Source organism: Streptomyces sp. BK022, from assembly GCF_004217355.1.
GTDB lineage: Bacteria > Actinomycetota > Actinomycetes > Streptomycetales > Streptomycetaceae > Streptomyces > Streptomyces griseoluteus.
Genome location: NZ_SHKU01000006.1, coordinates 466,378 through 490,173, shown reverse-complemented (window position 1 = coordinate 490,173; position 23,796 = coordinate 466,378). Strand labels below are relative to the sequence as shown.

Below are 23,796 nucleotides of genomic sequence, written 5' to 3'. Positions count from 1 at the left end.
CCGCGCTGCCCCGGAGGAGACGGGAACATGTCAGCCTGCGCACCACCCCGTACCGAGCACTCCCCGCCCACCACCAACCCCCCGCCCCGGCGCCGCCGTTTCCGCGTCGAGAGCGCCGACGTCTCCGCGTCCGTCGCGGTGTTCCTCATCGCCCTGCCGCTCTCGCTGGGCATCGCCCTCGCCACCGGTGCCCCGCTCCAGGCGGGCCTGGTCGCCGCGGCGGTCGGCGGGATCGTCGCCGGCCGGATCGGCGGCTGCCCGTTGCAGGTCAGCGGGCCCGCAGCCGGTCTGACCGTGGTCACCGCCGACCTCATCCACCAGTACGGCTGGCGGGCGACCTGCGGCATCACCGTCCTCGCCGGGCTCGCCCAGCTCGGCCTCGGCTGCCTGAAGGTGGCGCGCGGCGCGCTCGCCGTCAGCCCGGCGGTCGTGCACGGCATGCTCGCCGGCATCGGCATCACCATCGCCGTGGCCCAGGTGCACATCGTGCTCGGCGGCCGTCCGGACAGTTCCGTCCTCACCAACCTGCGGGCGCTCCCCGCCCAGTTGGCCCACCTCGACCCGGCCGCCGTGGTGATCAGCGCGCTCACCCTGACCCTGCTCCTGGCCTGGCCCCGCATCCCCGGCTCCGTGGGCAGCCTGCTGCGCAAGGTGCCGGCCGCGCTGGTCGCCGTCGTCGGGGCCACCGTGACGGCGGCGCTGACCGGGATCACCCTGCCCCGCGTCGATCTGCCGTCGTGGCGCAGCCACGCGCTGGCCGGCCTCCCCCAGGGTCCGGTGCTCGGCATCGTCGCCGCCGTGCTCACCACCACCCTGGTGTGCAGCGTGCAGTCGCTGCTCGGCGCGGTGGCCGTGGACAAGCTGGCGGCCGGCCGCACCGGCTCCGCGCGCGTCGGGCGCTCCGACCTCGACCGCGAACTGCTCGGCCAGGGCGCCGCCAACATCGTCTCCGGCGCGCTGGGCGGGCTGCCGGTCGCGGGAGTGGCGGTACGCAGCACGGCGAACGTGAACTCGGGCGCGGTGACCCGGAACTCCACGATGCTGCACGGCGGCCTGGTGGTGATCGCCGCCCTGCTGCTGGTCCCCCTCCTGGAGCGGATCCCGCTCGCCTCGCTCGCCGCCCTGGTGATGGCCGTCGGCATCCAGATGGTGTCCCTGAACCACATCCGCACGGTGACCCGCCACCGCGAGGTGCCGGTGTACGCCGCGACCACCCTCGGCGTGGTCTGCCTCGGCGTCCTGCAGGGCGTGCTCCTCGGGATCGCCGTGGCCGTCGCCCTGGCCCTGCACCGCCTCACCCACACCCGCATCACGCACGAGGAGAGGGAAGGGGTCCATCACCTGCGGGTGCGCGGCCAGTTGACGTTCCTCGCCGTGCCCCGGCTCAGCCGGGCCCTGCACCGCGTCCCGCACGGCACGCGTGCCGTCGTCGAGCTGGACGGCTCCTTCATGGACCACGCGGCGTACGAGTCGCTCCAGGACTGGCGGAGTTCCCACACCGCGCGGGGCGGCTCCGCCGAGCTGAAGGACCAGCGCACCGGCGTGCGGAGCGCGGGCGCCCCGTCCTCCACCGTCTGCCGGTGCCGCCCCTGGACACCGTGGCGCAACCACCGGTGCGACATGCCCACGGCGGCCGTCCGCCAGGACGCGGCGGACGCCACGGGCACCCCCCGCCCCGACACCCACGAACTCGCCCGCGGCATCAGCTCGTTCCATCGGAACACCGCGCCCCAGGTCCGGGAGGAGCTGGCCCGGCTAGCCAGGGAGGGACAGCGGCCCTCGCAGCTCTTCCTCACCTGCGCCGATTCCCGGCTCGTCACCTCCATGATCACCGCCAGCGGTCCCGGCGACCTGTTCGTGGTGCGCAATGTCGGGAACCTGGTGCCGCCGCCCGGCCAGGAGCACTCCGACGACTCGGTGGCCGCCGCCATCGAGTACGCGGTGGATGTGCTCGGGGTCAGCTCGATCACCGTGTGCGGGCACTCCGGGTGCGGGGCGATGCAAGCTCTGCTCGCCGCCGAGCCCGGCGCCGCCCCGACCCCGCTGCGCCGCTGGCTGCGGCACGGGGAGCCGAGCCTGGCCCGGCTGGCCGGCGGACCCCCCAGGCGCCCCCGGCTCGCTCCGCGCCCGGTGGCCGACGCGGTGGAGGAGCTGTCGCTGGCCAATGTGGTGCAGCAGTTGGCGCATCTGCGGGCGCACGAGTCCGTCGCGCGCGCCTTGGCGGCGGGTGCGCTGGAGCTGCACGGCATGTACTTCCACGTCGGAGAGGCGCGGGCGTACCTGCTGGGCGGCGGAGGAACCGAGGAAGGCGGGACTGAAGCCGCGGTGTTCCACGAGGTCAGAGAGGACGTGCGAGAGGCGCCGGAGGTGGGCAGCTTGGTCTGAGCGGCCACGCGCGCGAGGACCGCAGAAAGGTCTAAACCAATTCTGCGGTCCACCCTTGTCATCAGCCCCGACGTCTGATGAGGTGTGGCCTGGGACACAACGGACACCCTGGGAAAGGGAGATGTCGTGAGCAACGAGAGCCTGGCCAACCTTCTGAAGGAGGAGCGACGCTTCGCGCCGCCGGCCGACCTGGCCGCGAACGCCAACGTCACGGCCGAGGCGTACGAACAGGCCGCGGCGGACCGGCTCGGCTTCTGGGCCGAGCAGGCCCGGAGACTGAGCTGGGCCAAGGAGCCGACGAAGACGCTCAACTGGTCGAACCCGCCGTTCGCCAAGTGGTTCGAGGACGGCGAGCTGAACGTCGCCTACAACTGCGTGGACCGGCACGTGGAGGCCGGGAACGGCGACCGGGTCGCCATCCACTTCGAGGGCGAGCCGGGCGACAGCCGCTCCCTCACCTACGCCGAGCTGAAGGACGAGGTCTCCAAGGCGGCCAACGCGCTGCTGGAGCTGGGTGTCCGCAAGGGCGACCGGATCGCCATCTACATGCCGATGATCCCCGAGACCGCCATCGCCATGCTGGCCTCGGCCCGCATCGGCGCCGCGCACTCGGTGGTCTTCGGCGGCTTCTCGGCCGACGCGCTGGCCACCCGTATCAAGGACGCGGACGCCAAGGTCGTCATCACCGCCGACGGCGGCTACCGCCGGGGCCAGCCGTCCGCGCTGAAGCCCGCCGTGGACGACGCGGTCGCCAAGGCGGACGGCACCGTCGAGCACGTGCTGGTGGTGCGCCGGACCGGGCAGGACGTGGCGTTCGACGCCGAGCGGGACGTGTGGTGGCACGAGCTGGTCGGGCGCCAGTCGGCGGAGCACACCCCGGAGGCGTTCGACGCGGAGCACCCGCTGTTCATCCTCTACACCTCCGGCACCACGGGTAAGCCCAAGGGCATCCTGCACACCTCGGGCGGCTACCTCACGCAGGCCGCCTACACCCACTGGGCGGTGTTCGACCTCAAGCCGGAGACGGACGTCTACTGGTGCACGGCCGACGTCGGCTGGGTCACCGGCCACTCGTACATCGTGTACGGTCCGCTGGCCAACGGCGCGACCCAGGTGATGTACGAGGGCACCCCGGACACCCCGCACCAGGGCCGCTTCTGGGAGATCGTCGAGAAGTACCGGGTCTCGATCCTGTACACGGCGCCCACCGCGATCCGGACGTTCATGAAGTGGGGCGACGACATCCCCGCGCAGTTCGACCTGACCTCGCTCAGGGTGCTCGGTTCGGTGGGCGAGCCCATCAACCCCGAGGCGTGGGTCTGGTACCGCAAGCACATCGGCGCCGACCGCACCCCGGTCGTGGACACCTGGTGGCAGACCGAGACCGGCGCGATGATGATCTCGCCGCTGCCGGGCGTCACCGAGACCAAGCCCGGTTCCGCGCAGCGCCCGCTGCCCGGCATCAGCGCCACCGTCGTCGACGACGAGGCGAACGAGGTGCCTGACGGGGGCGGCGGCTACCTGGTCCTCACCGAGCCGTGGCCGTCGATGCTCCGCACCATCTGGGGCGACGACCAGCGCTTCCTGGACACCTACTGGTCGCGCTTCGAGGGCAAGTACTTCGCCGGCGACGGCGCCAAGAAGGACGACGACGGGGACATCTGGCTCCTCGGCCGCGTGGACGACGTGATGCTGGTGTCGGGCCACAACATCTCGACCACCGAGGTGGAGTCGGCACTGGTGTCGCACCCGGCGGTCGCCGAGGCGGCCGTCGTGGGCGCCGCCGACGAGACGACCGGGCAGGCCATCGTGGCGTTCGTCATCCTGCGCGGCTCGGCCGCCGAGGACGAGAAGCTGGTCGCCGAGCTGCGCGACCACGTCGGCGCCACTCTCGGCCCGATCGCCAAGCCCAAGCGCGTCCTGCCGGTCGCCGAGCTGCCCAAGACCCGCTCCGGCAAGATCATGCGCCGGCTGCTGCGGGACGTGGCGGAGAACCGCCAGCTCGGAGACGTCACCACCCTGACCGACTCCACCGTCATGACGCTGATCCAGTCCAAGCTGCCGTCGTCCTCCAGCGAGGACTGAGCGAGGACCGAGCGACAGGCCGACAGCGGGTGCCCCGGCGAGCGTGCCGGGGCACCCGACGTTGGGTAACGTGAACAGCGCACGGCAGTGGTCCGTGCCTCGAGGTGCGCCGGGAAGTCTGGTCGGCAAGCGTTCTGTCATGCCCACCAGCCGGAGGTTCCCACCGTGGCCGCGTCCCGCACCCCCAACGCCGCCCGCAAGGCCCTCGCCCGCCTGTCGCTGCCGGAGCGGACGGCCGTGGCGGACGCGCTGCGCACCGAGACGGTGGGCGGGGTCCTCCTGCTCGCCGCCGCCGTCGCGGCGCTGATCTGGGCCAACGTCCCCGAGCTGAGCCACACCTACGCGACCGTCAGCCACTTCCACCTCGGCCCGGCCGCCCTCGGCCTGGACCTCTCCGTCGCCCACTGGGCGGCCGACGGCCTGCTCGCGGTGTTCTTCTTCGTCGCCGGCGTCGAGCTGAAGCGGGAACTGGTCGCGGGCGACCTGCGCGACCCCAGGGCCGCCGTACTCCCCGTGGTGGCCGCGCTGTGCGGGATGGCCGTACCCGCGCTGGTGTACACGCTCACCATCATCACCGGCGGCGGTTCCCTGACCGGCTGGGCGGTGCCGACCGCCACCGACATCGCCTTCGCGCTCGCCGTCCTCGCGGTCATCGGCACCTCGCTGCCCAGCGCCCTGCGCGCGTTCCTGCTGACCCTCGCGGTGGTCGACGACCTCTTCGCCATCCTGATCATCGCCGTCTTCTTCACCGGCCGGATCGACTTCGCCGCGCTCGGCGGGGCCGTCGCCGCACTCGCGCTGTTCTGGCTGCTGCTGCGCAAGGGCGTGCGCGGCTGGTACGTCTACCTGCCGCTGGCGCTGGTGATCTGGGCCCTGATGTACAACAGCGGCGTCCACGCGACCATCGCCGGTGTGGCGATGGGCCTGATGCTCCGCTGCGTCACCCGTGAGGGTGAGGAGCGGTCGCCGGGTGAACGGCTGGAGCATCTGGTGCGGCCCCTGTCGGCCGGACTCGCCGTGCCGCTGTTCGCCCTGTTCAGCGCGGGCGTACCGGTGTCCGGCGGGGCACTGGCCCAGGTGTTCACACGCCCGGAGACGCTCGGCGTGGTGCTCGGCCTGGTCGTGGGCAAGACGGTCGGTGTCTTCGGCGGGACCTGGCTGACCGCGCGCTTCACCCGCGCCTCGCTGAGCGAGGGGCTGGCCTGGGCCGACGTCTTCGCGGTCGCCACGCTCGCCGGGATCGGCTTCACCGTCTCCCTGCTCATCGGCGAGCTGGCCTTCACCGGCGACCACGTGCTCACCGAGGAGGTGAAGGCGTCCGTCCTCGTCGGATCGCTGATCGCGGCCATCTGTGCGACGGTGCTGCTGAAGGTGCGCAACGCCAGGTACCGGCGGCTGTGCGAGGACGAGGAGCGCGACGAGGACCAGGACGGCATCCCCGACGTCTACGAGCAGGACGATCCGGCGTACCACCTGCGCATGGCCGAGATCCACGAGGGGAAGGCCGCTGAGCACCGGCGCATCGCGGCCGGGCTGTCCGCCGCCGCGCGCCACGCGCGTGCCGAAGTGCCGGGCGGGGCAGGCGAGGAGAACGGTCGTCCGGCATGATCTGACGAGACGGTACAAAACAAGACGGCACCACAAGCAGAGGGAGAGAACGCGATGAGCGCACCCGACGGCAGCCCGGTCGGCGCCGAACACAGCATCGGCCAGCTGGTCGCCTCGGCGACGACCGAGATGTCGGCGCTGGTGCACGACGAGATCGCGCTGGCCAAGGCGCAGCTCAAGCGGGACGTGAAGCGCGGCGCGGCGAGCGGCGGGGCCTTCTCCGGCGCGGGCGCGGTGCTGGTGTTCTCGCTGCCGATGCTCAACTTCGCGCTGGCGTACGGCATCCGGACCTGGAGCCACTGGAACCTCGCGGTGTGCTTCCTGCTGTCCTTCGCGGCCAATGTGCTGGTGGCCGGTCTGCTCGCCCTGATCGGTGTGGTGTTCGCCAAGAAGGCCAAGAAGAGCAAGGGTCCGCAGAAGGTCGCCGCGTCCGTGAAGCAGTCGGCGGGCGTCCTGCAGAAGGCCAAGCCGCACCCGCGTGAGCTGCCTGTGGCGGACCGCGCGCACAAGGCTGTGGCACGCTCGTCCTCATGACGGAACCAGCCGCCGCACCGGCCGTACGCCTCGACCTGCCCTCCGGGGAGCGGGTGACGCACCGGGACGTCGCCGCCAACGGCGCGCGTTTCCACATCGCGGAGCTGGGCGACGGCCCCCTGGTGCTGCTGCTGCACGGCTTCCCGCAGTTCTGGTGGACCTGGCGGTACCAGTTGTCCGCGCTGGCGGCGGCGGGCTACCGGGCCGTGGCCATGGACCTGCGGGGCGTCGGCGGCAGCGACCGCACCCCGCGCGGGTACGACCCGGCCAACCTCGCGCTGGACGTCACCGGGGTGATCCGCTCGCTCGGCGAGCCGGACGCCGCGCTGGTCGGCCACGACCTGGGCGGCTACCTGGCGTGGACGGCGGCGGCGATGCGGCCGAAGCTGGTGCGCCGGCTCGCGGTGGTGTCGATGCCGCACCCCAGGCGCTGGCGCGCGGCGATGCTGCGGGACGCCCGGCAGACCGCGGCCAGCTCGTACATCTGGGGTTTCCAGCGGCCGTGGATTCCCGAGCGGCAGCTCACCGCCGACGACGGCGCGCTGGTGGGCGAACTGATCCGGGACTGGTCCGGGCCGCGCCTGCCGGAGGACGCGGACGTGGCGGCCTACCAGCGGGCGATGTGCATCCCGTCGACGGCGCACTGCTCGATCGAGCCGTACCGCTGGCTGGTGCGGTCGCTGGCCCGGCCGGACGGCATCCAGTTCAACCGGCGGATGAAGCGGCCGGTCCGGGTGCCCACGCTGCATCTGCACGGCTCGCTGGACCCGGTCGCCCGCACCCGCAGCGCGGCCGGCTCGGGCGAGTACGTGGAGGCGCCGTACCGCTGGCGGCTGTTCGACGGGCTGGGGCACTTCCCGCACGAGGAGGACCCGGTGGCGTTCTCCACCGAGCTGATCAACTGGCTGAAGGACCCCGAGCCCGACCGGTGATCGTTCGGATGCGCCGAGTGTCCGCTTTCTCGACCATTTCCGACCGTTTGCTCACCGAACTGCCACATGCCTGACGCATAGGCCGATCGGGGGGCCCGGAGGCGGTTACTGACCTTGGGGCGGGGGCACACGTCGGGGTATGGGCTGGACGCACGACTACGGTGACGCACCCCGCGAACGACGCTCGGCCTCCGGGCCGGATTCGCCGCAACCAGGAACGCCGCAACTCGCGGAGGCGGACCCGAGGGTGGGGATTCCGCGTATCCTGCGCCGCCGGGCCCGCTGGGTCTCCGTGCGCCTGCGTCACACCGCGCGCACCTGAATCCGCGTCACCTCACGGGACGCGGTCGCCTCACAGGGCGCAGTTGTCGGTACCCACCTGGCTGTTGGCCGTACGCCCCCGCGTGATGTCCGGGCGGATCTCGTCGGCGGTGAGGGCGTAACCGGTCTCGGCGTCGTCCCGCGACTTGGCGAACACCACGCCGTACACGGTGCCCTGAGGGGTCAGCAGGGGGCCGCCGGAGTTGCCCTCGCGGACGGTGGTGAAAAGCGAGTACACGTCACGGCCGACCGTGCCCCGGCGATAGATGTCCGAGCCGTTCGCCATGATGCGCCCGCGCACCCGCGCCGCTCGCACGTCGTACGCGCCGTTCTCCGGGAAGCCCGCCACGATGGCGCCGTCCCCGCTGCCGGCGTCCTTCGAGGCGAAGCGGAGCACGGGCGCCTTCAGGTCGGGCACGTCCAGGACGGCGATGTCGCGCCGCCAGTCGTAGAGGACGACCGTGGCGTCGTACGTGCGGCCCTCGCCGCCTATCTGGACGGTGGGTTCGTCGACGCCGCCGACGACGTGGGCGTTGGTCATCACGCGCCGGTCGCCGAAGACGAAACCGCTGCCCTCCAGCACCTTGCCGCAGCTACGGGCCGTGCCGGTGACCTTGACGATGGAGCGCTGGGCCCTGACGGCCACGGCGCTGCTCGCCAGGGCCGGGTCCGGCGGCTGGACCTCGCGGATCTGCTCGTCGGAGAAGGGGCTGAAGACCTGCGGGAAGCCGTTCTGCGCGAGGACCGAGCCGAAGTCCTTGAACCAGGTGCCCGACTGCACCGGCAGCACCTGGTCCATCCCGACCAGCACCTTGGAGCCGCGGACCTCGCGGCCGAGCGTCGGCAGCGTGGTCTGGGCGAGCGCGGAGCCGATCAGCCAGGCGACCAGCAGCATGGCGCCCACGTTGACCAGGGCGCCTCCGGTGGCGTCCAGCGCGCGGGCCGGCGACCAGGTGATGTGGCGGCGCAGCTTGTTGCCCAGGTGGGTGGTGAGGGCCTGGCCGACGGAGGCGATCACGATGACGACGACGACCGCGACGACGGCGGCCACCGTGCCGACCTCGGCGTTGTCGGTCACCGCGTCCCAGACGGGAGGCAGCGCGCAGACGGCGAGCAGACCGCCGCCGAGGAAGCCGATCACCGACAGGATGCCGACGACGAAGCCCTGGCGGTAACCCACGACCGCGAACCAGACGGCGGCCAGCAGCAACAGGATGTCCAGCACGTTCAACGCTTCAGGCCCCGCCCATCGACTTTCCCCGCGGTAACGAACACGCACGACACCCTGTCATGACCAGCGGTCGAGCGGGACCTGCCGGGTCCGGTCCCAGGGGCGCTCCCAGCCCGCGTAGTGCAGCAGCCGGTCGATGACGCCGGCCGTGAACCCCCACACGAGCGCCGATTCGACCAGGAATGCCGGGCCGCGGAACCCGCTGGGGTGCACGGTGGTCGCGCGGTTGGCGGGGTCCGTGAGATCCGCCACGGGGACGGTGAAGACGCGCGCCGTCTCGCCCGGGTCGACCACCCCGACCGGGCTGGGCTCACGCCACCAGCCGAGGACCGGGGTGACGACGAACTCGCTGACCGGGATGTAGAGGGCGGGCAGCACCCCGAAGAGCTGGACGCCGGCGGGGTCGAGCCCGGTCTCCTCCTCCGCCTCGCGCAGGGCCGCCCGCAGCGGGCCGTCGGTCTTGGGGTCGCCGTCCACGGCGTCGAGGGCGCCGCCGGGGAAGGAGGGCTGGCCCGCGTGGGAGCGCAGCGAGCCGGAGCGCTCCATCAGCAGCAGCTCGGGGCCGCGCTCGCCCTCGCCGAAGAGGATCAGCACCGCCGACTGACGGCCGCCGCCGTCCTCGGGCGGCAGGAAGCGGCTGAGCTGGAGCGGCTGGACCGTCTCGGCGGCCCGCGCCACCGGCTCCAGCCAGCCCGGCAGCCCCTGCCTGCGCAGCGCCACCGGGCTCTCGTGCGTGTCACGCGTGTACGTCATGCCACCCCCTGATGCCGTGTCCAACGCCCGACTGCCCCGTGATCGTTCCCCTCATCCGGCCCCCAGCGGCGGGGCCGGGATGCCGCCCGCGTCCAGGTAGGACCGGGGCGGGTTGAGCCGCTGGCCGGGGAAGCCGCCCTTCTCGTACTTGAGGAGCTTGCGCGCCTTGTCCGGGTCGGTCTCGCCCTCGCCGTAGGACGGGCAGAGGGGGGCGATCGGGCAGGCGCCGCAGGCGGGCTTGCGGGCGTGGCAGATCCGGCGGCCGTGCCAGATCACGTGGTGGGAGAGGTCGGTCCAGTCCTTCTTGGGGAACAGCTCGCCGACCGCGGCCTCGATCTTCTCGGGCTCGGTCTCCTCGGTCCACTTCCAGCGCCGCACCAGCCGCTGGAAGTGGGTGTCCACGGTGATGCCGGGCCGGCCGAAGGCGTTGCCCAGGACCACGAAGGCGGTCTTGCGGCCGACTCCGGGCAGCTTGACGAGGTCCTCCAGCCTGCCGGGGACCTCACCGCCGAAGTCCTCCACGAGCGCCTTGGACAGCCCGATGACCGAGCGCGTCTTGGCCCGGAAGAAGCCGCAGGGCCGCAGGATCTCCTCCACCTCGGCGGGGTCGGCCGCCGCGAGGTCCTCCGGGGTGGGGTACTTGGCGAACAGCGCCGGGGTCGTCTGGTTGACGCGGAGGTCGGTGGTCTGGGCCGAAAGGACCGTGGCGACCAGGAGCTGGAAGGGGTTCTCGAAGTCCAGCTCGGGGTGGGCGTACGGATAGACCTCGGCGAGTTCGCGGTTGATCCGGCGGGCGCGGCGGACCAGGGCGGTGTGCGATTCACCGGTCGTCGCACCGGCCGCCTTCGCGGAGTCCTTTTTTATGGATTTCACCTTTTTGCCACTTCCATCGGAATCCTGTTCGCCCACGGCGGAATCACGTCGTGCAACCACCCGCGCAGCCCCCTCGGCCTGTGCTCTCACCGGCGATTTGGACACCCGGCCAGCCTAGAGCCCGGCACCGACATCCGCGCCGGACCCGGAAGATCGGCCCCCGATTGGACCCCTGCCGCTTACCCCGGGACACCAGTGCGGCATCCTTGTGACAGATCACACTGTTTGGACCGTCCGGGAAAACGGGGAACACGGTCCCCTGGCACGCTGGGGAGGAACATCCCCTGAGCAGCTCGACAAGGAGAGAACTCGTGGACGACGTTCTGCGGCGCAACCCGCTCTTCGCGGCTCTTGACGACGAGCAGTCCGCGGAGCTGCGCGCCTCCATGAGCGAGGTGACCCTCGCCCGTGGCGACTCCCTCTTCCACGAGGGCGACCCCGGCGACCGGCTCTACGTCGTCACCGAGGGCAAGGTCAAGCTGCACCGCACCTCCCCCGACGGGCGGGAGAACATGCTGGCGGTGGTCGGCCCCAGCGAGCTGATCGGTGAGCTGTCGCTGTTCGACCCCGGCCCGCGTACGGCCACCGCGACCGCGCTGACCGAGGTCAAGCTGCTCGGCCTCGGCCACGGCGACCTCCAGCCCTGGCTGAACGTCCGCCCCGAGGTCGCCGGCGCCCTGCTGCGTGCCGTCGCCCGCCGGCTGCGCAAGACCAACGACGCCATGTCCGACCTGGTCTTCTCCGACGTGCCCGGCCGTGTCGCCCGCGCCCTGCTGGACCTCTCGCGCCGCTTCGGCGTGCAGTCCGAGGAAGGCATCCACGTGGTGCACGACCTCACCCAGGAGGAGCTGGCCCAGCTGGTCGGCGCCTCCCGCGAGACCGTCAACAAGGCCCTGGCCGACTTCGCGCAGCGCGGCTGGCTCCGCCTGGAGGCCCGCGCGGTGATCCTGCTGGACGTCGAGCGCCTCGCCAAGCGGTCCCGCTGACGCCTGTCCGTAATTGACCTGCACCGCCGCCGTCGGCGGTGCACAGTGTCCGCATGCCCGGACCACCAGCCCCCCACGGCCTCGACGCCGAGGGGTTCATCGCCCGTGAAGGCTCCCTCGCGCGCGTGCAGGACGCGTTCCGCCCCGTCGTGGCCGCCGCGCGGGACGGGCTGACAGAGACCTTCGGGGCGCGGCTGCACAGCGGCTACCTCTACGGGTCCGTCCCGCGCGGCACCGCGCGCGTGGGGCGCAGCGACCTGGACCTCCTGGTCGCCCTGCGCGGCGAGCCCACCGAAGCCGACCGCACCGCGGCGGCGGCCCTCGCCACGGCACTGGACCGGGAGTTCCCCGAGATCGACGGCGCGGGCCCGCTGCTCTTCAGCGAGGCCCGGCTGCTGAGCGAGGGCGAGCGGTACGACATGGGCTGGTTCCTGGCCTGCCTGTGCACCCCGCTGCTCGGGGACGACCTCGCCGGGCGCCTGCCCCGCTACCGGCCGACCCCCCGCCTCGCCCGCGAGACCAACGGCGACCTGGCCGGTCTGCTCCCGCGCTGGCGCGAGCGGATCGCGGGGGCCGCCGACACGGAGGAGGCCCGGCGTCCGCTGGTCCGGTTCATGTCCCGGCACCTGGTGCGCACCGGCTTCACCCTGGTCATGCCCCGCTGGAACGGCTGGACGAGCGACCTGGCAGAGATGGCGGAGGTCTTCGGCGTCTACCACCCGCGCCGGGCCGCCCAGATGCGCGTCGCGGCCCGCTACGGCCGCGAGCCCGTCGGGGACGCCGCGATCCTGCGCGGCTACGTGGACGACCTGGGCCCGTGGCTCGCCGGGGAGTACGCGCGCGTGCACGGCACGAAGGGCGCCTCCTAGATGAGCCCGTGCTCGCCCAGGTAGTCCAGCTGGGCCCGTACCGACAGCTCCGCCGCCGGCCACAGGGAGCGGTCGACGTCGGCGTAGACGTGGGCGACGACGGCCTCGGCGGTGCGGTGGCCGTTCTCGACGGCCGTCTCGACCTGGGCGAGGCGGTGGGCGCGGTGGGCGAGGTAGAACTCGACGGCGCCCTGGGCGTCCTCCAGGACCGGCCCGTGGCCCGGCAGGACGGTGTGCACGCCGTCGTCCACGGTCAGCGAGCGCAGCCGGCGCAGGGAGGCCAGGTACTCCCCGAGGCGCCCGTCGGGATGGGCGACCAGGGTCGTGCCGCGCCCGAGGATGGTGTCGCCGGTGAGAACCGCCCGGTCGGCCGGGATGTGGAAGCTCAGGGAGTCCGCGGTGTGGCCGGGCGTCGGTATGACGCGCAGTTCGAGTCCGCCGGCCGTGACCACGTCCCCGGCCGCCAGCCCCTCGTCCCCGAGCCGCAGCGCCGGGTCGAGCGCACGCACGCGCGTGCCGGTGATCGCGGCGAACCGGGACGCGCCTTCCGCGTGGTCGGCGTGCCCGTGGGTCAGCAGGGTGAGCGCTATCCGCTTGCCGGCCTTCTCGGCGGTGTCCACGACCTCGCGCAGATGGCCGTCGTCCAGCGGGCCGGGGTCGATGACCACGGCGAGGTCGGAGTCGGGCTCCGCGACGATCCAGGTGTTGGTGCCGTCCAGCGTCATGGGCGAGGCGTTGGGCGCGAGCACGTTGACGGCGCGCTCGGTGGCCCGGCCCGAGCGGACCGCGTCGCGGGGCTGGCCCGGCAGGGCGGCGGCGTCGGTCATGCCGCCCCTCCCCTCGGGCCCGGAGCGGCCGGGACGTGCTTGGTGAACTCGTCGTGCCCCGGCCAGCTCAGCTCCACCCTGCCGTCCAGCAGCCGGGCCCGCGCCAGCACCGGGGTGAGATCGCGGTCCGGCGCGGCCGCGAGCGCCTCGGCGGCCGTGGCGTAGGGCAGGAGCTGGCGCAGGGTGGCGATGGTGGGCGGCATCATCAGCAGGTCGCCCCTGTCGTACCCGGCGGCGGCCTCGGCGGGCCGGGTCCACACCGTGCGGTCGGCCTCGGTGGACAGGTCGCGGGTGCGCTGGCCCTCGGGCAGGGCGGCGACGAAGAACCAGGTGTCGTAGCGGCGGGACTCGAACTCCGGGGTGATCCACCGGGTCCACGCGCCCAGCAGGTCGGAGCGCAGGACGAGCCCCCGGCGGTCCAGGAACTCCGCGAAGGACAGCTCGTGCGCGACGAGGGCGAGCCGGTCCGCCTCCCAGTCGTCACCGCTGGTGTCGCCGACGACCGTGTCCGGGCCGGTCCCGGCGAGCAGGACGCCGGCTTCCTCGTAGGTCTCGCGCACGGCCGCGCAGACGATCGCCTGGGCGCCCGATTCGTCGCCCTTCTCCATGCCGAGCCGGTCCGCCCACCACGCGCGCGTGGGGCCCGCCCAGCGGACGTGGTGGTCGTCGTCGCGCGGGTCGACGCCGCCGCCCGGATACGCGTACGCGCCTCCGGCGAAGGCCATGGAGGCGCGTCTGCGCAGCATGTGGACGGCCGGTCCGGCCGGGGTGTCCCTGAGCAGCAGCACGGTCGCCGCCCGCCGGGGGACGACGGGAGTGAGCGTGCCGTCCGCGAGGGCGCGGATGCGGTCGGGCCACTCCGGGGGGTACCACTGACCGTTCGCCATGGGCGGAGGCTATCCCGAACAGGGCAGATGTTCGAGAGGTACCGGACCGGAGTCCGGACGGGCTACGGGAGCAGCTCGACCAGGATCTCGACCTCGACGGGAGCGTCCAGCGGAAGCACCGCGACACCGACCGCGCTGCGGGCGTGCACGCCCTTGTCGCCGAGGACCTCGCCGAGCAGCTCGCTGGCACCGTTGAGGACACCGGGCTGGCCGGTGAAGTCGGCGGCGGAGGCGACGAAACCGGTCACCTTCACCACGCGGGCGATCCGGTCCAGGTCGCCCGCGACGGACTTGACGGCGGCCAGCGCGTTCAGCGCGCAGGTCCGGGCCAGGCCCTTGGCCTCCTCGGCCGTGACCTCGGCGCCGACCTTGCCCGTGACCGGGAGCTGTCCGTCCACCATCGGGAGCTGGCCCGCGGTGTAGACGTACTCCCCGGAGCGCACGGCGGGCTGGTAGGCGGCCAGCGGCGGCACGACCTCCGGCAGCGTCAGACCGAGGTCGGCGAGCCGGGCCTCGACCGCGCTCACGCCTGCTTCTCGCGCTTCAGGTAGGCGACGAGCTGCTCGGGGTTGGGCCCGGGCACCACCTGGACGAGCTCCCAGCCGTCCTCGCCCCAGGTGTCCAGGATCTGCTTCGTGGCGTGGACGAGCAGCGGCACAGTTGCGTATTCGTACTTGACGAGTGACACCGAGAACCTCATGTTTCCGCGGGGAACGAGCGATGATCACGCGCCCGGCGGGGCGCGCGCGACAACCAGCCGCTCGTCAGAACAAGAGCGAGGCTAGCCCGGCCGCACAGCGCGCCGCTAACACGGCCGGCCTCGACCGGCCGCGCGATTCGCCCCCGGGCCGGCCAGCACGCCCCCTCCCGGAATAGGACAAAGACCCGAACCTCGAACCCATCTTCGATTCGCTGCTAGCGTGTGGCGCCGAAGTTTGGGAGGGGTACATGTCAATACAGGTCGGCACACTGACCAGGCGGCTCACCGCGTCCACGGGTGTCCTGGCGCTCCTGTGCGGCGCTTCGCTCGTCGACGCCACGTCCGCCGCGGCGGACACCGGCTCCAGCGCGGTGGTCAGCTCACCCTCGAACCCGAACGCCATCAAGAGCCGGGTTCTCGACCTCGTCGGCCGGACACCCTCCGGGGCCGACATCCGGGTCGCGATGTACATATTCAACGACCTGGACATCGCGCGGGCCCTGGAGAGCGCGGCCGACCGGGGAGTGCGCGTCAAGGTCGTCGTGGACCACCTGTCCGACGAGTCGGCCACCCACTACACGGCCTTCCGGGAACTCCAGGACCACATCGGGGCCACCACGACGGCCGCGTCCTACGCCGTGTCGTGCCCCGTGGGCGTCGGCTGCATCGGCACCCGTGACCGGCAGACACCGTCGACGGACCCGGCGAACCCGGACCAGGACTCGGTCCACTCGATCAACCACAACAAGTTCTTCCTGTTCTCCAGGCTGACGGACGGCACGGCCAACGTCGTCGTGCAGTCCTCGGAGAACCTGGACGCCCGCGCCAAGGTCGGCGGCTTCGGGGCCTGGAACAGCGCCGCCCAGATCAACGGCAACGCGGGCCTGTACAACGGCTACGCCGCCTACCACACCGACCTCACGGCCATGGGTCCCGACAACGACTACTACCGCACGGTGGAGTCGGGCAACGCGAAGGCCTACTTCTTCCCCGAGGCGTCGCAGAACCCCGACTGGCCTTCCGAACCGGCCACCGACTCCGTGATCAGCCGTCTCAACGGCGTCGTCTGCAAGGGCAACTCTCCCGGCTTCGGCACCAGCGACGGACGTACCGTCGTCCGCGTCGGGATGAACCTGTTCAGCCGCTACGAGATCGCCAAGAAGCTGCAGAGCCTCGACCAGGACGGATGCTGGGTGGAGGTCCTCTACCAGCTCCCCAAGGGCTACAGCGCCATGACGTCCACCGACGCCTCCAGGAAGGTGACCGCGGCGCTCACCGCTCCCTTCAACGCCTACAACGGCCCAGTGGTCCACACCTTCCCCGAGTCGGCGAACGACGCGACCCCGTTCCACTCGAAGTTCCTGCTGGTCAAGGGCGGCTACGACGACGGTTCCGCGCAGGTGCGCGACCGCAAGATCCTCTGGACCGGCAGCCACAACTACACCTTCAACTCACTGCGCGACAGTGACGAGACCTTCGTGAAGCTCGAGGACTCGACAGCCTTCGACACCTACGAGAACTTCTTCAAGTCGGCTCTTCCGAGCGCCACTTGCACCTGGATCGAAGGGACCTGGTCCCCGGCCGGCTGCAACTGAGCCTGACCGGACAACCGGCCATATGCATACATATGTCTGCTTGGGTATAGGTCGACCGTAGTCGCTGTTATCCACAGCCTCCCGCGTGAGTGTCGCCCGGACTGGTTAGGCTCGAAGACGTGAGCAGGCTCCAGGTCGTCAGCGGCAAGGGCGGGACCGGAAAGACGACGGTCGCCGCCGCTCTAGCGCTGGCCCTCGCCGACGAGGGGAAGCGGACGCTTCTCGTCGAGGTGGAGGGCCGGCAAGGCATCGCGCAGCTCTTCGGGACCGAGGCGCTGCCCTACGAGGAGCGGAAGATCGCCACCGCTCCCGGCGGAGGAGAGGTGTATGCCCTCGCCATCGACGCCGAACAGGCGCTTCTGGACTACCTCCAGATGTTCTACAAACTCGGCGGCGCCGGCCGCGCGCTGAGAAAGATCGGCGCCATAGACTTCGCGACCACCATCGCCCCCGGCCTGCGGGACGTCCTGCTGACCGGCAAGGCGTGCGAGGCGGTGCGCCGCAAGGACAAGAAGGGCGAGTTCCTCTACGACCACGTCGTGATGGACGCTCCCCCCACCGGCCGCATCACCCGCTTCCTGAACGTCAACGACGAGATGGCCGGCCTCGCCAAGATCGGCCCCATACACAATCAGGCGCAGGCCGTGATGCGGGTGCTGAAGTCCACGGAGACGGCCGTGCACCTCGTCACGCTGCTGGAGGAGATGCCGGTCCAGGAGACCGCCGACGGCATCGCCGAACTGCGTGCGGCGGGTCTGCCGGTGGGCCGCGTCATCGTGAACATGGTCCGCCCCGAGGTGCTGGACGCGGCCGAGCTGGACCTGGCCCGTACCGTCCCGCACACCGCTGTCGCCCGCGCGCTGTCCTCGGCGGGCCTGGGCGGAGCGCGGCGCGGCGGGCACGCCGAGCGGCTGGTCGACCCGCTGCTGGGGCAGGCCGCCGAGTACGCCGAGCGGCACGCCCTGGAGCAGGAGCAGCGCGCGGTCCTCGGCGAGCTGGACCTGCGGGTGGACGAGCTGCCGCTGCTCGCCGAGGACATGGACCTGACGGGCCTGTACGCACTGGCCCTCGAGTTGCGGAAGCAGGGGTTGTCATGAGCCAGGAGCCGCAGACCGCCGCGGACCCGGACGCGCGCTCCGGCCGGTCCCCCGCGCCGACCCTGCACGTGGACGCGCTGCTGGACGATCCCGAGACCCGGATCGTGGTGTGCTGCGGCTCCGGCGGCGTCGGCAAGACGACCACGGCCGCGGCGCTGGCGCTCAGGGCCGCCGAGCGCGGCCGCAAGGTGGTCGTCCTCACCATCGACCCCGCCAAGCGGCTGGCCCAGTCGATGGGCATCGACTCCCTCGACAATGTGCCGCGCCGGGTCAAGGGCACCGAGGACCGCCGGCGGGAGGCCCCCGGCGAGAGCGCCGAGCCCGGCGAACTGCACGCCATGATGCTCGACATGAAGCGCACCTTCGACGAGGTCGTGGAGTCGCACACGGACCCCGAGCGGGCGGCCCAGATCCTGGCGAACCCCTTCTACCAGACGGTCTCCGGCGGCTTCGCGGGCACGCAGGAGTACATGGCGATGGAGAAGCTCGGCCAGCTCCGCGCCGAGGACGAGTGGGACCTGATCGTCGTCGACACCCCGCCCTCGCGCAACGCCCTGGACTTCCTGGACGCGCCCAAGCGGCTCGGCTCGTTCCTGGACGGCAAGCTGATCCGGTTGCTGACCGCGCCGGCCAAGCTGGGCGGCCGCGCCGGGATGGCGTTCCTGAACGTGGGGATGTCGATGATGACCGGGACCCTGGGCAAGGTGCTGGGCGGCCAGCTCCTGAAGGACGCCCAGACGTTCGTCTCCGCCATGGACACCACCTTCGGTGGCTTCCGTACCCGAGCGGACGCCACCTTCAAGCTGCTGCAGGCGCCGGGGACGGCGTTCCTGGTGGTGGCCGCGCCCGAGCGGGACGCGCTGCGCGAGGCGGCGTACTTCGTGGAGCGGCTGGCGGCCGAGAAGATGCCGCTGGTCGGTCTGGTGCTCAACCGGGTCCACGGCAGCGGCGCCACCCGGCTGTCGGCCGAGCGGGCGCTCGCCGCCGCGGAAAATCTTGCGGAGCCCGGCATTGTGGATCAGACGGACGGGAATGCTGACGTTCGTAACTCCCCCGAAACAGAAGGAAGTTCAGATTCCGGCCCGGAGGGTTCCGCCGCGGGACCGGACCGGCCCGTGGACGAGCTGACCGCCGGTCTGCTGCGCCTGCACGCGGAACGCATGCGGCTGCTCGCGCGCGAACAGCGCACGCGGGACCGTTTCATCAGCCACCACCCCGAGGTGGCCATCGTGGAAGTGCCCGCGCTCCCCGGCGACGTCCACGACCTCACGGGCCTGCGCGACATCGGCGACCGCCTCGCGGCAGGGCACACGGAACTGTCCTAGCGGCCCCCGGCGCGTGCGGACACGCCCCTGTGCAGCGCGTCCGTGCGGGCCGTCGGTGCCGCCGGTCTATGCCGGAGGCAAGCCGTCAGCTCACGGCCGCGTAGTTCTCGTAGACCTCGTCGTCGTCGAGGGGCACGATTCCCGTGCCGCGCTCGTACTCCGAGCGGGCGGTCTCCAGCAGCCGCCGCCAGGAGCTCACGGTCGGCCGGCGGCGCAGCAGCGCCCGGCGCTCGCGCTCCGTCATGCCTCCCCACACGCCGAACTCGACGCGGTTGTCCAGCGCGTCGGCCAGGCACTCCGTGCGCACCGGGCATCCGGTGCACACCGCCTTGGCCCTGTTCTGCGCTGCTCCCTGCACGAACAGTTCATCCGGATCGGTAGTGCGGCAGGCGGCCTGCGCACTCCAGTCGGTAACCCAGCCCATACCGGCGCCGTCCTCTCCCGAATCGAGGCTCCCCCACGGCGGCAGCGGCATATTCACCGCCGCCAGTTGAGGACGTTACGGAAGGCGCGGACAGCGCAACACCCCCTTCGGGCCCAATCTTGAATGGCCCGAACGGACTATGGGTAAGCGGCAGATCACCCGGAGGAGTGAGCGGGCGACATGCGTGATCATCCCGGCAAAGCGGGACGGTTGCGATGCGGCACATGGGGCGCCGAGTGACACACGAGGCGGTTTCGGGCACGTCCCCGTCGGGAAGTCGGGGCTCTCCGGAGCGATTCGGGGTCGCCGGACGTATTGCTACCTGGCCGCGCCGCTGTGACAGTTGAACGCAGCTTAGGCCAACGCCTGCGCGTGTGTCCGGCGAATGACAACCTGGGCCCCGCTTCGCCGCGCCGTCATGCCCTCCCGCCACCCGACCGGACGTCACGATCCTGCACCCGAACCGCCCGGGGGCCCGTCGCTCCCCCGGAACGCTTATCACCACGGATTAGGCTGCCCCCATGCCAAAGAAGCGCTCGGGCGGTGGTCTGTCGGCCACGCAGCAGGCCGCCAAGTTCCTCGGTGTCAGCGTGCTCGCGGGGGCGGTGACGGCGGGGATCGCACTGCCGGCCGCCGGGGCGCTGGGCCTTGCCGCGAAGGGCTCGGTGCAGGGCTTCGACGAGATCCCGGCCAACCTCAAGAGCCCCCAGCTCAGCCAGCGGACGACCATACTGGACAGCCGGGGCAACCAGATGGCCACCGTCTACTCCCGTGACCGCACGGTGGTGGAGCTGAAGGACATCTCGCCGTACATGCAGAAGTCCATCGTCGCCATCGAGGACTCGCGCTTCTACCAGCACGGTGCGATCGACCTCAAGGGCGTGCTGCGCGCGCTGAACAAGAACGCGCAGAGCGGGGGCGTGGCCCAGGGCGCGTCCACCCTCACCCAGCAGCTCGTGAAGAACTACTTCATCGAGGAGGCCGGCGACGACCCGACCAAGGTCGCCCAGGCCACCCAGCAGACCCTCGGCCGCAAGGTCCGCGAGCTGAAGTACGCGATCCAGATCGAGGAGAAGCTCGGCAAGAAGAAGATCCTGGAGAACTACCTCAACATCACCTTCTTCGGCGAGCAGTCGTACGGCGTCGAGGCCGCGGCCCAGCGCTACTTCTCCAAGCACGCCAAGGACCTCAACCTCCAGGAGTCCGCCCTGCTGGCGGGCATCGTGCAGTCCCCGAGCCGCTACGACCCGGTCAACGACGAGGCCGAGGCCACCAAGCGGCGCAACACCGTGCTCCAGCGCATGGCCGACCTGGGCGACATCTCCCAGGCCGAGGCCGACCGCGCCGGCAAGCAGCCGCTGGGCCTGCGCGTCAGTCACCCCAAGAACGGCTGCATCACCGCGACCCGCGACTCGGCCTTCTTCTGCAAGTACGTCGAGAACGTCTTCCTCACCGACCCGGTCTTCGGCAAGACCCGCGAGGAGCGCGCCAAGCTCTGGAACAAGGGCGGCCTGACGATCCGTACGACGCTGGACCCGCAGGCGCAGAAGTCGGTGCAGGACTCGCTCAAGGACCACGTCTACAAGTCCGACCCGGTCGCCGCGGCCGCGACCCTGGTGCAGCCGGGGACCGGCAAGGTGCTGGCGATGGGCCAGTCGAAGCCGTTCGGCTACGGCAAGGACGAGACGGAGTACAACTTCTCGGTCGACCGGGACCTGGGCGGCTCCAACTTCGGCTTCCCGACCGGTTCGACGTTCAAGCCGTTCGTGGCGGCGGCCGCGATCGAGGGCGGCAAGCCGCCGACGCAGGCGTACTCGGCGCCGTACAAGATGGCGTACCCGAGCCCGGTGCAGCGGTGCGGCTCGACGCCGTACCGGAACACCGAGAAGGAGATGGCGGAGAACGAGAACGAGTCCGAGAAGGGCCCGTACCGCATGAAGGAGGCGATGGCCAAGTCGGTCAACACCTACTTCGTGCAGCTCATCTCCGACATCGGGCTGTGCCCGGTGGCCAAGATGGCCGACAAGCTGCACGTGGTGCAGGGCGACGGCTCGAAGCTGCCGCAGACGCCGGCCATCGCGCTCGGCGCCATCGGCCTCTCCCCGCTGACCATGGCCAACGCGTACGCCACCTTCGCCTCGCGCGGTACGTACTGCACCCCGGTCGCCATCGAGTCGATCACCGAGAAGTCCGGTGACGAGGAGAAGTCGCTGCCGGTGCCGAAGTCCACGTGCACGCGGGCGATGAGCGAGAAGACGGCGGACACGGTCAACACCCTGCTCCGGGACGTGATCGACTCCGGTACCGGCCAGGAGGCGGGCCTGAACGACCGGGACAGCGCGGGCAAGACGGGTACGACGGACGAGCGGAAGAACGCCTGGTTCGTCGGCTACACCCCGAACATGTCCGGCGCGGTCTGGGTCGGCAGCGCCCGGCAGAACGTGAAGATGATCGGCATCACCATCGGCGGGGCGTACCACGACCTGGTCTTCGGCGGTGGCGTGCCGGGTCCGATCTGGCGGGACGCGATGTCCGGTGCCCTGGTGGGCAAGGACGCGCCCGACTTCAACACGATCGACATCCCCGACGACCAGGACAAGGGCGACGGCCGGGGTGACGGCGGCCGGGGTGACGGCAATGACAACGGCGGGCGGCAGGGCACGCCGGGCGGCGGCCTGATCGGCGGCCTCTTCGGCGGCCTGACCGGCGGGAACGGCGGCAACAACGGCGGCCGCCCGGGCGCCGGGCAGCCGAAGCCGACCAAGCCGGGGACGGCCCAGGGCAACGCCAACGGCGGACGCCGGAACTGAGCCCGGTACGACAGCGGGGCCGCACCCTTTCGAAGGTGCGGCCCCGCTTTCGTGTGCTGCTCAGCCCTGGAGCTGCTGCTTCACGATCGCGGCGACGCGGCCGCCGTCGGCCTGGCCGGCCACCTTGGGGTTCACGATCTTCATGACGGCACCCATGGCCCGCGGTCCCTCGGCGCCACCCGCCTTCGCCTCCTCGACGGCCTGGGCCACGATCGTGGTCAGCTCGTCGTCGGAGAGCTGCTTGGGCAGGTAGGTGGCGAGCAGCTCACCCTCCGCCTTCTCGCGCTCGGCCTGCGCGGGACGGCCGCCCTGGGCGAAGGCGTCGGCGGCCTCGCGGCGCTTCTTCGCCTCCTTGGTGATCACCTTGAGGACCTCGTCGTCGGACAGCTCGCGCTTCTCCTTGCCCGCGACCTCCTCCTTGGTGATCGCGGCGAGGGTCAGCCGGAGCGTCGCGGAGCGCAGCTCGTCGCGCTCGCGGATCGCGGCGTTGAGGTCGTCGTGGAGCTTCGACTTGAGCGTGGTGGTCATGGACCGATTGTCGCAGGTGCGGATGGCCGAACGCCCCTTGATTAAGGGGACGCCAGGTCTTGGCGTCCCGGCGGGGTCTGACACGATGGGCGTATGCGCGCGCGATACGGAGTACCCCTGGGAATCATGGCGGCCGGGGCCGCCGGAGTGGCGTACGCGGCGGGCTTCGAGGTCCGCTCCTTCCGCCTCCGACGAGTGACCGTCCCGGTCCTCCCGCCGGGCATGCGGCCGCTGCGGATGCTCCAGGTGTCCGACATCCACATGGTGGGCGGGCAGCGCAAGAAGCAGCGCTGGCTCCAGTCGCTGGCCGGGCTGCGCCCCGACTTCGTGATCAACACCGGCGACAACCTCTCGGACCCCGAGGGCGTCCCCGAGACGCTGGACGCGCTGGGCCCGCTGATGGAGTTCCCGGGCGCGTACGTCTTCGGCTCCAACGACTACTACGGCCCCAAACTCCGCAACCCCGCGCGGTACTTGCTGGAGAAGACGAGCGGGAAGCACGGCCTGAACGGCAACGCCCCCGCGGTCGGCGTGGTCCACAACCCCTGGGAGGACCTCAGGGACGGCTTCGACACCGCGGGCTGGCTGAACCTGACCAACCAGCGGGGCGTGCTGAAGGTCGAGGGCGTCTCCATCGAGCTGACGGGCCTGGACGACCCGCACATCAAGCGCGACCGCTACGCCCGCGTGGCCGGCGGCCCCTCCGAGGGCCACGACTTCTCGATGGGCGTCGTGCACGCGCCGTACCTGCGCACCCTGGACGCCTTCACGGCGGACGGCTACCCGCTGGTCCTCGCCGGGCACACCCACGGCGGCCAGCTCTGCGTCCCCTTCTACGGCGCGCTGGTCACCAACTGCGACCTGGACACCGACCGGGTGAAGGGGCTGTCCACCCACACGGCGGAGGGGAACACCTCCTACCTGCACGTTTCGGCGGGCTGCGGCACGAACCGGTACACCCCGATCCGCTTCGCCTGCCCGCCGGAGGCGACGCTGCTGACGCTGGTGGAGCGGGTGTAGCGCTGG

Annotated in this window: 22 protein-coding genes; 13 read left to right on the top strand and 9 right to left on the bottom strand. The window is 71.5% G+C overall.

Annotated elements, in window-relative coordinates; translation table 11 throughout:
* The first annotated feature begins 27 nt into the window (after positions 1 to 27).
* From EV284_RS26050 to EV284_RS33430, 6 genes are all read left to right on the top strand, one after another.
* Positions 28 to 2,385 (top strand): SulP family inorganic anion transporter, encoded by a 2,358-nt coding sequence (locus EV284_RS26050; RefSeq protein WP_130338249.1) that lies wholly within the window; start codon positions 28 to 30, stop codon positions 2,383 to 2,385.
* A 126-nt stretch (positions 2,386 to 2,511) separates the two neighbouring features.
* Positions 2,512 to 4,470, top strand: coding sequence for an acetate--CoA ligase (gene acs / locus EV284_RS26045; protein ID WP_130338247.1), 1,959 nt, complete (start codon positions 2,512 to 2,514; stop codon positions 4,468 to 4,470).
* 165 nt (positions 4,471 to 4,635) lie between these two features.
* The gene (nhaA, locus tag EV284_RS26040; protein ID WP_130338245.1) at positions 4,636 to 6,078 is read left to right on the top strand and encodes a Na+/H+ antiporter NhaA; all 1,443 of its coding nucleotides are present in this window, start codon (positions 4,636 to 4,638) and stop codon (positions 6,076 to 6,078) included.
* Between the two features lie 54 nt (positions 6,079 to 6,132).
* Complete coding sequence (locus tag EV284_RS26035; protein WP_130338243.1) at positions 6,133 to 6,612, top strand: phage holin family protein; 480 nt, start codon at positions 6,133 to 6,135, stop codon at positions 6,610 to 6,612.
* The gene (locus tag EV284_RS26030; protein ID WP_130338241.1) at positions 6,609 to 7,544 is read left to right on the top strand and encodes an alpha/beta hydrolase; all 936 of its coding nucleotides are present in this window, start codon (positions 6,609 to 6,611) and stop codon (positions 7,542 to 7,544) included. Before EV284_RS26035 ends, EV284_RS26030 begins: the two co-directional genes overlap by 4 nt.
* Before the next feature lie 139 nt (positions 7,545 to 7,683).
* Positions 7,684 to 7,866, top strand: a complete 183-nt coding sequence (locus tag EV284_RS33430; RefSeq protein WP_078858501.1) for a hypothetical protein — start codon at positions 7,684 to 7,686, stop codon at positions 7,864 to 7,866.
* Positions 7,867 to 7,896: 30 nt separating this feature from the next.
* On the opposite strand, the gene EV284_RS26020 is transcribed toward EV284_RS33430, so the two are convergent.
* The 3 genes from EV284_RS26020 to nth are packed head-to-tail and all read right to left on the bottom strand — an operon-like array spanning position 7,897 to position 10,722.
* Positions 7,897 to 9,096 carry a MarP family serine protease gene (locus EV284_RS26020; protein ID WP_130338239.1) on the bottom strand — a complete coding sequence of 400 codons (1,200 nt, stop codon included), beginning with the start codon at positions 9,094 to 9,096 and terminating at the stop codon, positions 7,897 to 7,899.
* 57 nt (positions 9,097 to 9,153) lie between these two features.
* Positions 9,154 to 9,849 (bottom strand): CoA pyrophosphatase, encoded by a 696-nt coding sequence (locus tag EV284_RS26015; protein ID WP_130338237.1) that lies wholly within the window; start codon positions 9,847 to 9,849, stop codon positions 9,154 to 9,156.
* A 51-nt stretch (positions 9,850 to 9,900) separates the two neighbouring features.
* Positions 9,901 to 10,722, bottom strand: a complete 822-nt coding sequence (gene nth / locus EV284_RS26010) for an endonuclease III (RefSeq protein ID WP_242625821.1) — start codon at positions 10,720 to 10,722, stop codon at positions 9,901 to 9,903.
* 311 nt (positions 10,723 to 11,033) lie between these two features.
* On the opposite strand from nth, the gene EV284_RS26005 reads away from it, so the two are divergent.
* Positions 11,034 to 11,708, top strand: coding sequence for a Crp/Fnr family transcriptional regulator (locus EV284_RS26005; protein WP_030811441.1), 675 nt, complete (start codon positions 11,034 to 11,036; stop codon positions 11,706 to 11,708).
* A 53-nt stretch (positions 11,709 to 11,761) separates the two neighbouring features.
* Positions 11,762 to 12,577 carry a nucleotidyltransferase domain-containing protein gene (locus EV284_RS26000; protein WP_130338235.1) on the top strand — a complete coding sequence of 272 codons (816 nt, stop codon included), beginning with the start codon at positions 11,762 to 11,764 and terminating at the stop codon, positions 12,575 to 12,577.
* Here EV284_RS26000 and EV284_RS25995 read toward each other — a convergent pair.
* The 4 genes from EV284_RS25995 to EV284_RS25980 all read right to left on the bottom strand — a co-directional run bounded on the left by EV284_RS25995 (position 12,574) and on the right by EV284_RS25980 (position 14,979).
* A complete protein-coding gene (locus tag EV284_RS25995; RefSeq protein WP_130338233.1) occupies positions 12,574 to 13,404 on the bottom strand; it encodes an MBL fold metallo-hydrolase in 831 nt (276 codons plus the stop codon). The genes EV284_RS26000 and EV284_RS25995 overlap by 4 nt on opposite strands.
* Positions 13,401 to 14,291 carry an NUDIX hydrolase gene (locus EV284_RS25990; protein WP_130338231.1) on the bottom strand — a complete coding sequence of 297 codons (891 nt, stop codon included), beginning with the start codon at positions 14,289 to 14,291 and terminating at the stop codon, positions 13,401 to 13,403. The genes EV284_RS25995 and EV284_RS25990 overlap by 4 nt, the downstream gene beginning before the upstream one ends.
* Before the next feature lie 62 nt (positions 14,292 to 14,353).
* Complete coding sequence (locus tag EV284_RS25985) at positions 14,354 to 14,818, bottom strand: RidA family protein (RefSeq protein WP_130338229.1); 465 nt, start codon at positions 14,816 to 14,818, stop codon at positions 14,354 to 14,356.
* Entirely contained in the window at positions 14,815 to 14,979 is a 165-nt protein-coding gene (locus EV284_RS25980) for a DUF4177 domain-containing protein (protein WP_242625820.1), read from the bottom strand. The genes EV284_RS25985 and EV284_RS25980 overlap by 4 nt, the downstream gene beginning before the upstream one ends.
* A 260-nt stretch (positions 14,980 to 15,239) precedes the next feature.
* Between EV284_RS25980 and EV284_RS25975 the strand changes: the two genes are divergently transcribed.
* From EV284_RS25975 to EV284_RS25965, 3 genes are all read left to right on the top strand, one after another.
* Positions 15,240 to 16,586: a phospholipase D-like domain-containing protein gene (locus EV284_RS25975; protein WP_130338225.1), complete on the top strand. Its 1,347-nt coding sequence runs from the start codon at positions 15,240 to 15,242 to the stop codon at positions 16,584 to 16,586.
* Between the two features lie 119 nt (positions 16,587 to 16,705).
* A complete protein-coding gene (locus EV284_RS25970) occupies positions 16,706 to 17,683 on the top strand; it encodes an ArsA-related P-loop ATPase (protein ID WP_130338223.1) in 978 nt (325 codons plus the stop codon).
* Positions 17,680 to 19,008 carry an ArsA-related P-loop ATPase gene (locus tag EV284_RS25965; protein ID WP_130338221.1) on the top strand — a complete coding sequence of 443 codons (1,329 nt, stop codon included), beginning with the start codon at positions 17,680 to 17,682 and terminating at the stop codon, positions 19,006 to 19,008. The genes EV284_RS25970 and EV284_RS25965 overlap by 4 nt, the downstream gene beginning before the upstream one ends.
* An 85-nt stretch (positions 19,009 to 19,093) precedes the next feature.
* On the opposite strand, the gene wblA is transcribed toward EV284_RS25965, so the two are convergent.
* Complete coding sequence (gene wblA, locus EV284_RS25960; RefSeq protein WP_030811461.1) at positions 19,094 to 19,432, bottom strand: transcriptional regulator WblA; 339 nt, start codon at positions 19,430 to 19,432, stop codon at positions 19,094 to 19,096.
* Positions 19,433 to 19,953: 521 nt separating this feature from the next.
* Between wblA and EV284_RS25950 the strand changes: the two genes are divergently transcribed.
* A complete protein-coding gene (locus EV284_RS25950) occupies positions 19,954 to 22,242 on the top strand; it encodes a transglycosylase domain-containing protein (RefSeq protein WP_130338219.1) in 2,289 nt (762 codons plus the stop codon).
* Positions 22,243 to 22,302: 60 nt separating this feature from the next.
* Here the strand turns inward: EV284_RS25950 and EV284_RS25945 are convergent, their stop codons facing one another.
* Entirely contained in the window at positions 22,303 to 22,770 is a 468-nt protein-coding gene (locus tag EV284_RS25945) for a GatB/YqeY domain-containing protein (RefSeq protein ID WP_031182704.1), read from the bottom strand.
* A 93-nt stretch (positions 22,771 to 22,863) separates the two neighbouring features.
* On the opposite strand from EV284_RS25945, the gene EV284_RS25940 reads away from it, so the two are divergent.
* Positions 22,864 to 23,790 carry a metallophosphoesterase gene (locus tag EV284_RS25940; RefSeq protein WP_130338217.1) on the top strand — a complete coding sequence of 309 codons (927 nt, stop codon included), beginning with the start codon at positions 22,864 to 22,866 and terminating at the stop codon, positions 23,788 to 23,790.
* Positions 23,791 to 23,796: the final 6 nt, after the last annotated feature.